The 14,988-nt window shown below is 60.5% G+C and carries 11 protein-coding genes; 8 read left to right on the forward strand and 3 right to left on the reverse strand.

The window, feature by feature from the left end; all coding sequences use genetic code 11:
• The first annotated feature begins 72 nt into the window (after positions 1-72).
• From AACW30_RS26270 to guaA, 3 genes are all read left to right on the forward strand, one after another.
• The gene (locus AACW30_RS26270) at positions 73-621 is read left to right on the forward strand and encodes a sugar ABC transporter ATPase (protein ID WP_200623828.1); all 549 of its coding nucleotides are present in this window, start codon (positions 73-75) and stop codon (positions 619-621) included.
• A 104-nt stretch (positions 622-725) separates the two neighbouring features.
• Entirely contained in the window at positions 726-2,195 is a 1,470-nt protein-coding gene (guaB, locus tag AACW30_RS26275) for an IMP dehydrogenase (protein WP_016977684.1), read from the forward strand.
• 84 nt (positions 2,196-2,279) lie between these two features.
• The gene (guaA, locus tag AACW30_RS26280; RefSeq protein ID WP_015885725.1) at positions 2,280-3,857 is read left to right on the forward strand and encodes a glutamine-hydrolyzing GMP synthase; all 1,578 of its coding nucleotides are present in this window, start codon (positions 2,280-2,282) and stop codon (positions 3,855-3,857) included.
• A gap of 77 nt (positions 3,858-3,934) precedes the next feature.
• Here guaA and AACW30_RS26285 read toward each other — a convergent pair whose 3' ends face one another.
• Positions 3,935-4,705, reverse strand: a complete 771-nt coding sequence (locus AACW30_RS26285; RefSeq protein ID WP_200623829.1) for an APH(3')-II family aminoglycoside O-phosphotransferase — start codon at positions 4,703-4,705, stop codon at positions 3,935-3,937.
• Positions 4,706-4,725: 20 nt separating this feature from the next.
• Entirely contained in the window at positions 4,726-5,430 is a 705-nt protein-coding gene (treR, locus tag AACW30_RS26290; protein WP_200623830.1) for a trehalose operon repressor, read from the reverse strand.
• A 252-nt stretch (positions 5,431-5,682) separates the two neighbouring features.
• Here treR and treP point away from each other — a divergent pair, with 252 nt between their 5' ends.
• The 5 genes from treP to AACW30_RS26315 all read left to right on the forward strand — a co-directional run bounded on the left by treP (position 5,683) and on the right by AACW30_RS26315 (position 13,170).
• Positions 5,683-7,125: a PTS system trehalose-specific EIIBC component gene (treP, locus tag AACW30_RS26295; RefSeq protein WP_119736847.1), complete on the forward strand. Its 1,443-nt coding sequence runs from the start codon at positions 5,683-5,685 to the stop codon at positions 7,123-7,125.
• A 65-nt stretch (positions 7,126-7,190) separates the two neighbouring features.
• Positions 7,191-8,837: an alpha,alpha-phosphotrehalase gene (treC, locus tag AACW30_RS26300; protein ID WP_200623831.1), complete on the forward strand. Its 1,647-nt coding sequence runs from the start codon at positions 7,191-7,193 to the stop codon at positions 8,835-8,837.
• Between the two features lie 134 nt (positions 8,838-8,971).
• Positions 8,972-10,192 (forward strand): maltoporin, encoded by a 1,221-nt coding sequence (locus tag AACW30_RS26305; RefSeq protein ID WP_200623832.1) that lies wholly within the window; start codon positions 8,972-8,974, stop codon positions 10,190-10,192.
• Between the two features lie 165 nt (positions 10,193-10,357).
• Entirely contained in the window at positions 10,358-12,889 is a 2,532-nt protein-coding gene (ptsP, locus tag AACW30_RS26310; protein WP_200623833.1) for a phosphoenolpyruvate--protein phosphotransferase, read from the forward strand.
• 2 nt (positions 12,890-12,891) lie between these two features.
• Positions 12,892-13,170: a PTS transporter subunit EIIB gene (locus AACW30_RS26315; protein ID WP_169367541.1), complete on the forward strand. Its 279-nt coding sequence runs from the start codon at positions 12,892-12,894 to the stop codon at positions 13,168-13,170.
• A gap of 138 nt (positions 13,171-13,308) precedes the next feature.
• On the opposite strand, the gene mltF is transcribed toward AACW30_RS26315, so the two are convergent.
• The gene (gene mltF, locus AACW30_RS26320) at positions 13,309-14,769 is read right to left on the reverse strand and encodes a membrane-bound lytic murein transglycosylase MltF (protein WP_106578293.1); all 1,461 of its coding nucleotides are present in this window, start codon (positions 14,767-14,769) and stop codon (positions 13,309-13,311) included.
• Positions 14,770-14,988 lie beyond the last annotated feature (219 nt).

Below are 14,988 nucleotides of genomic sequence, written 5' to 3' on the forward strand. Positions count from 1 at the left end.
ATTTGTGAACGCAGTCAAATGTGGGAGCGGGCTTGCCCGCGATGGGGCCAGTAGCCACACCGCAGGACTCTCATGAACTCCCAAAGCATCCTTGTCCCGAAAATTTCCACCTTGCCCGTCCACGAACCCCGCGCGCGTGCGATCGTGCGCTGGCTGGTGCGCAAGAACATCATCAAGGAAGAGCTGACCACCTGCGGGCGCACCGGCAATCGCATGGCCTACGCCCTGGCCGACGGCGCCCGTGCCGTGGTGTTGCACCCCGACGCGCTGCCGTTCAACGAGCCGATCAATGGCCTCGAGATTATCTACAAACGCTGCATCTATACGCCGGCCAAGGGTTTTCTCGAAGAAGCCGGCTGCCCGGAGTGCCTTAAAGAAGTCGGCGAGGCGCTCTTCGAAAGCCTGGAAGACTGGATGCCCGGCCACACCGACAACTTCACCTGCCCTTTGTGTGGGCATGAAGACGACATCAACGGGTTTCTGTTCCTGCAGGAATGCGGGTTTTCCAACCTGGGTTTCATTTTCAACAACTGGGCAGAGGCGGGCTTCAAGCAGAGCTTTATCGACGAATTCGCCGATTGGCTGGACCAAAAGATGAGTTGGGTCAAAGTCGAGCTTTAACCCTTCTATCAGTATTACCAAGTTTGTCAGAGTTTTACATTGAGCCTGACAGGGTGCATGTATATAATGGCGCGCTTCCATTTTCCCGCTCGGGAGCCCCCGCGATGCTGCGTATCAGCCAAGAAGCTCTGACATTCGACGACATTCTCCTAGTGCCCGGTTATTCCGAGGTGCTTCCTAACGAAGTCAGTCTCAAGACCCGCCTAACCCGTGGCATCGAGCTGAATATTCCCCTGGTTTCCGCTGCCATGGACACCGTCACCGAAGCCCGTTTGGCAATCGCCATGGCTCAGGAAGGCGGCATCGGCATCATCCACAAGAACATGACCATCGAGCAGCAAGCTGCCGAAGTGCGCAAGGTCAAGCGTTACGAAGCCGGTGTGGTGAAAGATCCAATCACCATCGAAGCCGACGCCACCGTGCGTGACCTGTTCGACCTGACCCGCCTGCACAACATCTCCGGCGTCCCGGTACTGCACGATGGCGACCTGGTCGGCATCGTCACCTCCCGTGACGTGCGTTTCGAGAACCGTCTTGAAGTCACCGTCCGCGAAGTGATGACGCCTAAAGAGCGCCTCGTGACTGTCAAGGAAGGCGCCGACAAGAACGATGTGCGCGAGCTGCTGCACAAGCACCGCATCGAGCGCGTGCTGATCGTCGACGACAAATTCGCCCTCAAAGGCATGATGACCGTCAACGACATCGAAAAAGCCAAGGCTTACCCGCTGGCCAGCAAGGATGACCAAGGTCGTCTGCGCGTTGGCGCTGCGGTCGGCACCGGTAAAGACACCGGCGATCGCGTTTCGGCCCTGGTCGCTGCCGGCGTTGACGTGGTGGTGGTCGACACTGCCCACGGTCACTCCAAAGGCGTGATCGACCGCGTGCGCTGGGTCAAACAGAATTTTCCTGACGTGCAAGTGATCGGCGGCAACATTGCCACCGGCGCTGCCGCCAAGGCCCTGGCCGAAGCGGGCGCCGACGCCGTCAAGGTCGGTATCGGCCCGGGCTCGATCTGCACCACGCGTATCGTCGCCGGTGTGGGCGTGCCACAAATCAGCGCCATCGCCAACGTCGCCGCTGCCCTTGAAGGCACCGGCGTTCCGTTGATCGCCGACGGCGGCATCCGTTTCTCCGGTGACCTGTCCAAGGCCATCGTCGCCGGTGCTTCCTGCGTGATGATGGGCTCGATGTTCGCCGGTACTGAAGAAGCGCCGGGCGAGATCGAACTGTTCCAGGGCCGTTCGTACAAGGCTTACCGCGGCATGGGTTCGCTGGGCGCCATGTCCCAGGCGCAAGGCTCTTCCGACCGTTACTTCCAGGACTCCTCGGCAGGCGCCGAGAAGCTCGTACCGGAAGGCATCGAAGGCCGTGTGCCGTACAAAGGCACCTTGAGCGCGATCATCCATCAACTGATGGGCGGCCTGCGTTCCTCGATGGGCTACACCGGCAGCGCCGACATCGAAGAAATGCGTACCAAGCCTGAATTTGTACGGATCACCGGCGCCGGCATGGCTGAATCCCATGTCCACGACGTGCAGATCACCAAGGAAGCGCCAAACTACCGCGTAGGTTGAGGCTTCCAGCAAAATGTTAAGTAACCGGGGCTGTTTTATTCAGCCCCGAGTTGTTTCTGAATTACATAGACGAGACTGATCCTCATGGCCCTCGACATTCACGCCCACCGCATCCTGATCCTCGACTTCGGTTCCCAGTACACCCAGCTGATCGCCCGCCGCGTGCGCGAAATCGGCGTGTACTGCGAACTGCACCCGTTCGACATGGATGACGAAGCGATTCGCGAATTCGCCCCTAAAGGCGTCATCCTCGCCGGTGGCCCCGAGTCCGTGCACGAAGCCAACAGCCCGCGCTGCCCGCAAGCCGTATTCGACCTGGGCGTGCCCGTCTTCGGTATCTGCTACGGCATGCAGACCATGGCCGAGCAACTGGGCGGCAAGGTTGAAGGTTCCGAGCTGCGTGAATTCGGTTACGCCCGTGTTGATGTGGTCGGCAAGAGCCGCCTGCTGGACGGCATCGAAGACCACATCGACGCTGACGGCCTGTTCGGCCTCGACGTGTGGATGAGCCACGGTGACAAGGTCACCAAGATGCCGGAAGACTTCCACATCCTGGCCAGCACTCCGAGCTGCCCGATTGCCGGCATGTTCAGCGACGAGCGTCGTTACTACGGCGTGCAGTTCCACCCTGAAGTCACCCACACCAAGCAAGGCGGGCGCATCCTGTCGCGCTTCATCCTCGACATCTGCGAGTGTGAAGCCCTGTGGACCCCGTCGAAAATCGCTGAAGACGCCATCGCCCAGGTTCGCGCCCAGGTCGGCACCGACAACGTGCTGCTTGGCCTGTCCGGCGGCGTTGACTCCTCGGTAGTTGCTGCCCTGCTGCACAAAGCCATCGGCGACCAGCTGACCTGCGTGTTCGTCGACAACGGCCTGCTGCGCCTGCACGAAGGCGAGCAAGTGATGGCCATGTTCGCCGAGAACATGGGCGTCAAGGTGATCCGCGCCAACGCGGAAGACCAGTTCCTGAACAACCTGGCCGGCGAGTCCGATCCAGAGAAGAAGCGCAAGATCATCGGCCGCACCTTCATCGACGTATTCGATGCCCAGTCCAACAAACTGGACAACATCAAGTACCTCGCCCAGGGCACCATCTACCCTGACGTGATCGAGTCGGCTGGCGCCAAGAGCGGCAAGGCTCACGTGATCAAGTCCCACCACAACGTGGGTGGCCTGCCTGAGGAAATGAACCTCAAGCTGGTAGAACCGCTGCGCGAGCTGTTCAAAGACGAAGTCCGCCGTCTGGGCCTGGAACTCGGCCTGCCGTACGACATGGTCTACCGCCACCCATTCCCAGGCCCGGGCCTGGGCGTGCGGATCCTCGGTGAAGTGAAGAAGGAATACGCCGACCTGCTGCGTCGCGCCGACCACATCTTCATCGAAGAACTGCGCAAAGCCGACTGGTATCACAAAGTCAGCCAGGCGTTCGTGGTATTCCAGCCGGTGAAATCGGTTGGCGTTGTAGGCGATGGCCGTCGTTACGCCTGGGTTGTTGCTCTGCGTGCGGTAGAAACCATCGACTTCATGACCGCCCGTTGGGCACACCTGCCGTACGAACTGCTGGAGACTGTCAGCGGCCGTATCATCAATGAGATCGAAGGTATTTCGCGCGTGACGTATGACGTGTCGAGCAAGCCGCCTGCGACGATTGAGTGGGAGTGATCCTGCGCTAGCAGGTAAACGCTAAATAACAAAACCCCGGCCATGTGCCGGGGTTTTGCGTTTCAGGCGTCAGGCGTTTAGAAAAACTCATCCAGCAGGCAGTAAAACTTCATCCGCTGCTCATCAGGCTCAACACCATAAAGCTCAAAGAATGGCTTTACCCATTTCGGCCCAACGTTGCGTTCGATGCTGCGTGCCGCCAGGGCCAGGTCTTGATAGCGGTCGCTGATGCCAAGGCGTCCGCAGTCGATATAGCCGCTGAAACGGCCGTCTGCGGCCATGAAATTCGGCAGGCAGGCGTCACCGTGGGTCACTACCAGGTCGTGGGTGTTGGGCTGGTTCGACAATAGCTCGGCGAACACATCCTCGAGGCTTCGCCCGAGTCGTTCGTCGTCGAAGTCCGTCTCATCGATCAGCCCGGCATTGACGTGCGCCCGCGCGAGCGCGATGCGCTGTTGCAGGGCGTGATCGAAGGGGCATTGCGCGATGGGTACCTGGTGCAGGGTGCGCAGGGCTGTCGCCAGGATGTCGACGGTCTGCGCGGCGGACAGCGTGTTGGCGCTGGCCAGGTCCTGCCCAGGCACGGCGGTCATCAGCAGCCAATGGTGGTGGGTGTCTATCAGCTCATCCAGTACAACGGGTGCAGGCAAATTAACCTGCTGGAGCCACCGAAGGCGCTCGATTTCGTCCGCAAGTTCGCTGAACTCCACCAGGGGTTCGGCCTTCAGGAACAAATCCTTACGCCCTACCTGGCGCAGGCGGAACACGTCCGCCCGCGATTCACCGATGGCCTGTTGCTCAATCAGCGCCTGCGCAAACTGTGCACGCCATTTGTCTGGGATATTCACAGTACCTGACCTCTCTGGCCTCAGCGCCGCGCAATATCCGAGAAGTAAAACTTGTCCAGCGTATGCCGCGACTCGGTGTACTCGAACTGCCGCCCATCCTGCAAAAACGTCTGGTTACTCACCACGATCACATGGCTCTGACCTTCGAGGTCCAGGTGGGTCTGATCGTCCTTGCTGCGCGGCAGCGCTTCGATGGTGCGTTGCGCGTAGCTGATCTGCAGCTGCAGCGTTTGTTCGATAAACGCGTAGATGGACTGTTCGGCGATGTCGCGGTCCAGACCGGGGATCAGTTCGGCAACGAAGTAGTTGATGTCGAGGATCACCCGTTTGCCGCCGATGCGCCGTACCCGTTTGATCCGCGTGATCAGAGTGCCGGGTTCGGCCTCGATGTGTTGCAGCAGTGAACCTTCCAGCGGGACTTGGCTGAACTCGACGACTTCGGTGCGTACGTCATCGCCCAGGTCAGCGTGGGTTTCGTGGAAGCTGACGATGCCGCCCAGTTGAAACTCGATCGGGTTGGGCGACAGCACGAACGTGCCCTTGCCGTGAATTTTTTGCGCGAAACCGCGCTCCTGCAGCTGCTCGATTGCGCGACGCACGGTGCCACGGCTGGCCTGGTAGGCGTCCATCAGTTCGGTTTCGGAGGGAAGGCGCGTGCCGCGTTGCAGGCGTTCGGTGGTGATGTTGGCAAGCAGATCCGTATAGATCTGGTTGTATTTGCTCATGGGGATGGCTCTATGCCCGACTTGATGAGGGTGAAGTGCGCGTTCAAGGCAGGAACCTTAGTGGCAGAGGTGGGCTTTGTCCATTGGCCACCTGTGGAATAGAGGAAAAGTCTGACTCCACATTCAGAAAATTAAACTATTTGTAACTCGTACAGACGAGTTGTTGCTTTAACTCGTACAGACGAGTACTTTTGCCCTCGGCGTGCTGCCAATGACTGCCCCCAAATAAAAAAATCAAAGTGGAAACCAAGCATGAGCCACGACTATTCGACTATTGCCCGCGAGATTCTCGAGAACCTTGGGGGCAGCGACAACCTTGAGCAGGCTGCCCACTGCGTGACCCGCCTGCGCCTGGCGCTCAAGGACCCGAGCCTGGTCAACAGCAGTGCGTTGAACCAGGTCGATCTGGTCAAGGGGTCGTTCTTCACCGGCGGCCTGTTCCAGGTGGTGATCGGCCCCGGCGAAGTGGAGCGGGTTTACGCCGCCCTGCGCGAGCAGACCGGTCTTGCCGCCTCCACCATCGCCGACGTGAAAAAGAAAAGCGCTGACAAGATCAACCCTATGCAGCGCCTGGTGCGGGTGTTCTCCGATGTGTTCATGCCGATCCTGCCGGCGCTGATCATTGCCGGCTTGCTCATGGGTGTGAACAACCTGATGGGCGCAAAGGGCATGTTCATCGCGGACAAGACCTTGCTGGAGGCCTATCCGAACCTAGACGGGGTGTGGAGCCTGATCAACCTGATGGCCAACACTTCGTTTGTGTTCCTGCCCGCGCTGGTGGGCTGGTCGGCGGCCAAGCGGTTTGGCGGCAGTGAAATCCTCGGCATCGTGCTCGGCCTGATGCTGGTGCACCCGGACCTGCTCAATGCCTGGAACTACGGTAAGGCGGTCAGCGGGCTTGATGGCCAGAGCATGCCGTACTTCGATATTTTCGGCTGGTTCAAAATCGAGAAGGTGGGCTATCAGGGGCAAATACTGCCGATCCTGATGGCCGCCTATGTCATGAGCGTCATCGAGAAATGGCTGAAGGCGCGTGTACCCAATGCCATTCAATTGCTGGTGATTCCAATCACCACCATTGTCGTCACGGGCGTGCTGGCGCTGGCGATTATCGGCCCTGTGACCCGTCACCTGGGCATCCTGATCACCCAAGGCCTGGTCACGCTGTTCGACCTGGCGCCAATGTTGGGCGGGGCGATATTCGGTCTGCTGTTTGCACCGCTGGTGATCACCGGCATGCACCACATGTTCCTTGCCGTGGACCTGCAATTGATCGCCATTCAGGGTGGCACCTTTATCTGGCCAATGATCGTCATGTCTAACCTGGCCCAGGGCAGTGCGGCGCTTGGGGTGTTCTACATGACGCGCAATGCACGAGACAAAAGCATGGCGTCCACCTCCGCAATCTCCGCTTACTTCGGCATCACTGAACCGGCGATGTTCGGCATCAATCTGCGCTTCAAGTTTCCGTTCTATTCAGCGTTGCTCGGCTCGGCCATGGCCAGTGTTTTCCTGGCGATGAACCAGGTCCAGGCCTCTGCCATTGGGGTGGGCGGCTTGCCTGGGTTTATCTCGATTATTCCGCAGTTCATCCCGGTGTTTTTGATTGGGATGTCGATCGCGATTGTCGTGCCGTTTGTTTTGACCTGTGTGTTGAGCATGAAGATTGTTCAGCCTGGATACAGGGTCGCCTGACCTACCGCTATCGCAGGCAAGCCAGCTCCCACAGTTTATCGCATTTCAAATTGAAGGAACCCACCATGCAAAACTGGCAGCACTCGGTGATCTACCAGATCTACCCAAAAAGCTTCCACAGCCACGCGGGTAACGCCACCGGTGACCTGCTGGGCATCGTGGACAAGCTCGATTACCTGAAATGGCTGGGCGTGGATTGCCTGTGGATCACCCCATTCCTGCGCTCGCCGCAGCGCGACAACGGCTATGACATCAGCGACTACTACGCCATCGACCCAAGCTACGGGACCATGGCCGACTGCGACCTGCTGATCAGCGAAGCGGCCAAGCGCGGCATCACGCTGATGCTCGACATCGTGGTCAACCACACCTCCATCGAGCACGAGTGGTTCCAGCAGGCGCGCAGCAGCCTCGATAACCCGTACCGCGACTTCTACATCTGGCGCGACCAGCCGAACAACTGGGAATCCAAGTTCGGCGGTTCGGCCTGGGAATACGAGGCGCAAACCGGCCAGTACTTCCTGCACCTGTTCGACCACACCCAGGCCGACCTGAATTGGGACAACCCCCGAGTGCGCGCCGAGGTGTTCAAGTTGATGCGCTTCTGGCGCGACAAAGGCGTGGGCGGTTTCCGCCTGGACGTGATCAACCTGATCTCCAAGCCCGCCGATTTCCCCGAAGACAACACGGATGGTCGTCGCTTCTACACCGACGGCCCGAACGTGCACGAATACCTGCAGGAAATGCACCGCGAAGTCTTCGAAGGGCATGACCTGATCAATGTCGGCGAGATGTCGTCCACCAGCCTGGAACACTGCATTCGCTACTCCAATCCTGAGTCGAAAGAGCTGTCGATGACCTTCAACTTTCATCACTTGAAGGTCGATTACCCGAACCTGCAAAAGTGGGTGAAGGCCGACTTTGATTTCCTGCAGCTCAAGCAAATTTTCTCTGACTGGCAACTGGGCATGCAGGCCGGTGGTGGCTGGAATGCGCTGTTCTGGTGTAACCACGACCAACCGCGGGTGGTCTCGCGTTTTGGTGACGACGGTGAGCACCGCGTGGTCTCGGCCAAAATGCTCGCCACGGCGCTGCACTTCCTTCAGGGCACGCCGTATGTGTACCAGGGCGAAGAGTTGGGCATGACCAATCCTGGCTTCAACACGATCGAGCAGTACCGCGATGTCGAGACCCTGAACATCTTCCGGCTCAAGCGCGATGCCGGTGAGTCCGAGGCCTCGAGCATGGCGGCGATCATGCAGAAGTCGCGCGACAACGGCCGCACGCCGATGCAGTGGAGCACTGAAGTCAACGCCGGTTTCAGCAGCGGTGAACCCTGGATCGGTATTCCAGCCAACGCGGCGCAGATCAACGTCGAAAGCCAACGGGATGACCCGGATTCGGTGCTGCATCACTACCGTGCGCTGATTGCGTTGCGTCGGCATGAGCCGCTGATTCAGGCGGGGGTTTATCGCCCACTGCTGCAAGACCACCTTCAGGTCTGGGCCTACCTGCGCGAAGGCCATGGCGAACGCTTGCTGGTGGTGAACAACTTCTATGGCAAACCCTGCGAAATCCAGCTGCCGCAAGGCGTGATCAACGCGTCGAGCGCGCAGCGCCTGCTGATCAGCAACTACCCCGATTGCCCGTTGCGTACGGCCACGGTGGTGTTGCGCCCCTATGAATCTTTCGTACTGCACCTGACCGACTGAAACACCGCGGGTCACCCGTAGGAGCCCACTTGCCGGCGATAGCGCCCTGAGCGCGCCATTGCCAGCGAGCAGGCCCCTGCACGCCGCGCGAAAGACAAAAAGTAAGAAAAAAATAAAAATAAAAGGAGTGCTTCATGAAAACAACAATAAAGCTGGGCCTCATTGCGTCATGCCTCACCGCACCTTTTGCCGCGCAGGCCCTGGAATTTGCCGGTTACTTGCGCAGCGGCGCGGGCACTTCAACGGGCAGTGGCAAGCAGCAGTGCTTCCAGTTGCCGGGGGCGCAATCCAAATACCGTCTGGGTAACGAATGCGAGCAGTACGCCGAGCTTGAGCTGCGCCAGGACCTGTTGACCCTCGACGACGGCTCGGTGCTCAGCGTCGATGCCATGGCATCGCTGTACAACAAGTACGACCGTGCCCTGAAGTTCCAGGGCGAAGACAACGGCTCGGCGCGCATGCCGCAGATGTATGCGCAGTGGTCCAATTTGCCCAGCCTCAATGGCGGCTCGGTGTGGGCGGGCCGGCGTTACTACAAACGTAACGACATCCATATCTCCGACTTCTACTACTGGAACCAGAGCGCCACGGGCGGCGGCGTCGAGGACGTGCTGATCGGCGACCTCAAATACAGCTACGCCATTTCCCGCAAGGACAACCTGTACCAGAAGGAATACGCCACCCGTCACGACTTCAACGTCGCGGGGTTCAAGACTAACCCCGGCGGTGAACTGGAGTTCGGCTTGAGCTACATCGAAAAAGCCGGTGGTCGTGACGCCAACAGCGGTTGGGCGATCACGGCGCAGCATGTGCAAAAACCTTTCCTGGGCGGCAAAAACAAATTCGCCTTGCAGTACGGCGAAGGCCCCGGCACGGGCTTGGGCTACACCGGCAACACGGCGTTGGATAACAGCAGTAAAAGCTACCGCGCCGTGGAGTTTTTCGACTGGCAGGTGACCCCGCGTTTCGGCGGGCAGGTCGAGGCGGTGTATCAAAAAGATATTCGCCCTGGCAGCCAGGACCAAACCTGGATGTCCATCGGCGTGCGCCCGGCGTATGCCATCAGCGAGCAGTTCAAACTGGTCACCGAACTTGGGCATGATCAGGTCGACGCCACCGGTGGCACGCGCAAGCTGAGCAAAATCACCTTCGCCCCGACCTGGTCGCCCAATGGCCCGGATTTCTGGGCGCGGCCGGAAGTGCGTTTGTACTACACCTATGCAACCTGGAACGAAGCGGCCAAGCGCGCGGCGAATGAATTGGCGGCGGGCTCGGCGTTGTCCGACACCGGCGCCTACGGCACAGCGCGGCATGGCTCGAATGTGGGTGTGCAGGTCGAATATTGGTGGAAATAACGCGGATTTAAGTGAATGAGTTTTATGTGGGAGCTGGCTTGCCTGCGATAGCAACACCTCGGTTTTACTGAGAAACCGAGTCGCCAGCATCGCAGGCAAGCCAGCTCCCACATTGGATCTTCGTTCGCCCTATGATTTTTACAGAACAAAACAGCAGGTGAAGTCATGACCACAACGCAACCCCTGGAACTGCTGGCGCCGCTATCGGGCGTGCTGCTGGCCCTGGATCAGGTGCCCGACCCGGTGTTCGCCAGTCGCATGATCGGCGACGGCCTGTGCATCGATCCCACCTCGCAGACCCTTTGCGCGCCGCTGGCCGGGGTGATCAGCAGTCTTCAGGACAGTGGCCATGCGGTCAGCGTTACCGACGACAACGGCGTCCAGGTGTTGATGCATATCGGCCTGGACACGGTGAACCTGGCAGGCCAGGGCTTCACGCGGCTGGTGCAGGAAGGCCAGCGAGTGGAAGCTGGGCAGCCGCTGATTGAATTCGATGCCGATTACGTGGCGCTCACTGCGCGCAGTTTGTTGACCTTGATGCTGGTGGTCAGCGGCGAGCCGTTTACGCTGTTGGCGCCCGACGGCAATTGCGTGGATGTGGGCCAGCCGCTGCTGCGAGTATCACCCGGCGAGGCAACTGCAGCAGTCGCGCAGGAGGAGGGTGAGGCCCTGTTCTCCAAGCCGCTGAGCTTGCCCAACGCCAATGGCTTGCACGCCCGCCCTGCGGCGGTGCTTGCCCAGGCGGCCAAGGGTTTTGAGGCGAGCATTTATTTGCACAAGCAAACCCAAAGCGCCAACGCAAAATCCCTGGTGGCGATCATGGCGCTGCAAACCGCACAGGGCGACACCTTGCAGGTCAGTGCGGCAGGTAACGATGCCGACGCGGCGATCAAGGCATTGGTCGCGCTGTTGGCCGAGGGCTGCGGCGAAACGGTTGCGGCACCGGCGCAGGTGATTGAGGCAGTCGCGCCCGTGTCGTCGGCCGCGTTGCTGCGTGGCGTGTGTGCGTCACCGGGTTCGGCATTTGGCCAGGTTGTGCAGGTGGCAGAACCGGAGCTGAACATCATTGAAAACGGCACTGGCGAAACCGCCGAGCGCGACGCGTTGACGCGTGGCCTGCTGGCGGCGACCGAGGCGCTGCAAACCCTGCAAGCCAAGGCGGCCGGCAGCGCCCAGGCCGAAATTTTCAGGGCCCATCAGGAGTTGCTCGAAGACCCGACCCTGCTGGAGCAAGCCCACGGCCTGCTGGCCGAAGGCAAAAGCGCCGCCTTTGCCTGGAACAGCACCACCGTTGCCACCGCCAAGCTGTTCCAGGGCCTGGGCAATGCGTTGCTCGCCGAGCGCGCGGCGGATTTGGCCGATGTCGGCCAGCGCGTGTTGAAGCTGCTTCTCGGTATCCAGGACCGCGCATGGGACTTGCCCGAGCAGGCCATCCTGATCGCCGAGCAACTGACGCCGTCACAAACCGCCAGCCTGGATACGCGCAAGGTGCTGGGGTTTGTCACTGTCGGCGGCGGCGCGACCAGTCATGTGGCGATCCTCGCCCGTGCGCTCGGCCTGCCGGCGATTTGCGGTGTGCCAGGGCAGGTGTTGGCACTGGCTAATGGCAAACAAGTCCTGCTTGACGCCGACAAAGGCGAGCTGCACCTGGAGCCAGACCTGGCTGAAATCGAGACACTGCAGGCGGCCCGTGATCAGCAAGTGCAGCGCCGTCAGCGTGAGGTGGCGCAGGCGGCCTTGCCGGCCACGACCCGCGACGGTCATCACGTTGAGGTCACGGCCAACGTCGCTTCATTGCAGGAAGTGGAGCAATCCCTGGCCCTGGGCGGTGAAGGCGTCGGCCTGCTGCGTTCGGAATTTCTCTACCTGGACCGCAACCGCGCACCCAGCCCCGAGGAGCAAGCGGGCACCTACAGCGCCATCGCCCGCGCCCTGGGCACTGAGCGTAATTTGGTCGTGCGCACCCTGGACGTGGGGGGCGACAAGCCGTTGGCCTATGTGCCGATGGAAAGCGAGATCAACCCGTTTTTGGGCTTGCGCGGTATCCGCCTGTGCCTGGAACGCCCGGAGCTCCTGCGCGAACAGTTTCGCGCGATCCTTGCCAGCGCCGGTTTGGCGCGGCTGCACATCATGTTACCAATGGTCAGCCTGCTCTCGGAGCTGCACCTGGCGCGCAGGATTCTTGAAGAGGAAGCGCTGGCGCTGGGGCTCGAAGCGTTGCCGAAGCTGGGCATCATGATCGAGGTGCCGTCTGCGGCGCTGATGGCCGATGTCTTTGCCCCGCATGTGGACTTTTTCTCCATGGGCACCAATGACCTCACCCAATACACTTTGGCCATGGACCGTGATCACCCACGGCTGGCCAGCCAGGCTGACAGCTTTCACCCTGCGGTGTTGCGCCTGATCGCCACCACCGTCAAGGCCGCGCATGCCCATGGCAAGTGGGTGGGCGTGTGTGGCGCGTTGGCGTCCGAAGCGTTGGCGGTACCCATGTTGATCGGGCTAGGCGTGGATGAGTTGTCGGTCAGCGTGCCGCTGATCCCGACCATCAAGGCCACCGTGCGCGAGCTGGACCTGGCTGACTGCCAGATCATTGCCCGCCAGGTGCTGGGCCTGGAAGAAGCCGCGCACGTACGCGAGGCCCTGCGCCAGTACCACGCGGCTACCGTTCAAACCTCACCTGTCGTGGAGCACTGAGCATGTTCGAGAAATTGCAGCGGGCGTTCTGGAAAGCCCTGACCCCGGATTTGATTGCCGAGACGGTCGCGGCGCCGACGCCGAGTCTGTTGTCGGCCAGCGTGCTGAGTGCATTGGGTGGCGCGGATAACCTCAAGTCGCAGCAACGCGTGGCGCTGACGCGGGTGCGTGTGCAACTGCAGGATGCGGCGCGGTTGGATGAGCCGGCGTTAAAGGCGGCGGGTGTGCCGGGGGTGATGGTGTTGGGCGGCGGCGTCGTGCATTTGCTCACGGGTCTCTGAAGCCAGGCGCAGCTCAAAAATGTGGGAGCGGGCTTGCTCGCGAAGAAGGAGTGCCAGTCACTGAATGTGTCGACTGACACACCGCTGTCGCGAGCAAGCCCGCTCCCACACGGGTTTTGGGGTGTTTGGGCGAGTGGCTTACAGCTGCGGGTTATCTTCCGGCGGCTTGGTCTTGTCCACGCCCGGCACATGCAAATTGCCGTCGACCACCTGGTTGCCTTCCAGCTGCGGCTGGGTCACCCAGGTGAGGATGTCGTAGTAACGCCGGATGTTCGCCACAAAATGCACCGGCTCACCGCCGCGCGCATAGCCATAGCGGGTTTTGCTGTACCACTGCTTCTGCGCCAGGCGCGGCAGCATCTTCTTCACGTCCAGCCATTTGTTGGGGTTCAGGCCGTCCTTCTTCGCCAATGTGCGCGCGTCTTCGAGATGGCCGGTGCCGACGTTGTAGGCGGCGAGGGCGAACCAGGTGCGATCCGGCTCGGCGATGCTGTCGTCCAGCTCATCCTTGATTTTCGCCAGGTATTTGGCGCCGCCCATGATGCTTTGCTTGGCATCCAGGCGGTTGGACACGCCCATGGCCTGGGCGGTGTTCTGGGTCAGCATCATCAGGCCACGCACGCCGGTCTTGGAGGTGACGGCCGGTTGCCACAGTGATTCCTGATAGCCGATGGCCGCCAATAGGCGCCAGTCGACTTTTTCTTCCTTGGCGTAAGTCCGAAAATGCTTCTCGTATTTGGGCAGGCGTTGCTGCAAGTGCTGGGCAAAGGTGTAGGCGCCGACGTAACCGAGAACATCGACGTGCCCGTAATAGCGGTCTTTAAGACGCTGCAGGGTGCCGTTCTTTTCCACCTTGTCCAGGTAGCTGTTGATCTCGTTGAGCAGGCTATTGTCATCGCCTGCCGCCACGGCCCAGCTTTGGTGGCTGGCATTGCCGAGGTCGAAGGCCACGCGCACGTTGGGGAAGTACACCTGGTTCATCGCGACTTCGTTGGAGTCCACCAGGGTCAGGTCGATTTGCCCCTCGTCGACCATGCGCAGCAGGTCGACGACTTCAACGGCGTCGGACTCTTCGTATTCAATCGCGGGATTTTGCTTTTTCAGCTCGGCCAATTGCTCGGCGTGGGTGCTGCCCTTGAGCACCATGATCTTCTTGCCCACCAGGTCGGCTGCGGTGGTGGGGCGCGACTGGCCGTTGCGGTAGATGATCTGCGGCGTCACTTCCAGGTAAGGGTGCGAGAAGCGCACCTGTTGTTCGCGTTGTTCGCTGCTGACCAGACCGGCGGCGGCTAGAACCGGGCCGTTGGGTTTGCCCAACTGGCCGAACAGGTCATCGAGGTTGTCGGCGGTCTCGATTTCCAGCTTCACGCCCAGGTCGTCGGCAAACCGCTTGACCAGTTCGTATTCGAAACCGGTTTCACCGTTGCGGTCCTGGAAATACGTGGCCGGGCTGTTTCGGGTGATCACCCGCAATACGCCATCCTCCTTGATTCGCTCGAGCGTGCTGGGTTTATCAACACAGGCGCTGAGCATCAGGAAGAGTCCGGTTGCGATCAGCCATTTGGCGCATCGCGGGCGCAAAGCAGTAGGGGAGAACATCTGCGCAGTATACGCAAACGACCCTCAGCGCCATATCTCGACAGCAGCGGACTTGTCTGCTAGCGCCCGCAGAACCGGGCTGCAGCCCGCAGAAACGCGGGTTGGCGAGGGTTTGTGACGGTTAAAATAACTGCGCGCCCAGCCCCGCAAAATGCCCCGATACTGTGCAAACCGTGCCAACTGACGTTCGGCAGCGGCCAGCCGTGCCGTTTCGGGTGC

This window comes from Pseudomonas sp. MF6747 (assembly GCF_963890955.1).
Classification (GTDB): domain Bacteria; phylum Pseudomonadota; class Gammaproteobacteria; order Pseudomonadales; family Pseudomonadaceae; genus Aquipseudomonas.

Coding starts and splice junctions, on each gene's coding strand:
- AACW30_RS26270 (WP_200623828.1), top strand. CDS start 73: ATGAACTCCCAAAGCATCCTTGTCCCGAAAATTTCCACCTTGCCCGTC.
- guaB (WP_016977684.1), top strand. CDS start 726: ATGCTGCGTATCAGCCAAGAAGCTCTGACATTCGACGACATTCTCCTA.
- guaA (WP_015885725.1), top strand. CDS start 2,280: ATGGCCCTCGACATTCACGCCCACCGCATCCTGATCCTCGACTTCGGT.
- treR (WP_200623830.1), bottom strand. CDS start 5,430: ATGAGCAAATACAACCAGATCTATACGGATCTGCTTGCCAACATCACC.
- treP (WP_119736847.1), top strand. CDS start 5,683: ATGAGCCACGACTATTCGACTATTGCCCGCGAGATTCTCGAGAACCTT.
- treC (WP_200623831.1), top strand. CDS start 7,191: ATGCAAAACTGGCAGCACTCGGTGATCTACCAGATCTACCCAAAAAGC.
- AACW30_RS26305 (WP_200623832.1), top strand. CDS start 8,972: ATGAAAACAACAATAAAGCTGGGCCTCATTGCGTCATGCCTCACCGCA.
- ptsP (WP_200623833.1), top strand. CDS start 10,358: ATGACCACAACGCAACCCCTGGAACTGCTGGCGCCGCTATCGGGCGTG.
- AACW30_RS26315 (WP_169367541.1), top strand. CDS start 12,892: ATGTTCGAGAAATTGCAGCGGGCGTTCTGGAAAGCCCTGACCCCGGAT.
- mltF (WP_106578293.1), bottom strand. CDS start 14,769: ATGTTCTCCCCTACTGCTTTGCGCCCGCGATGCGCCAAATGGCTGATC.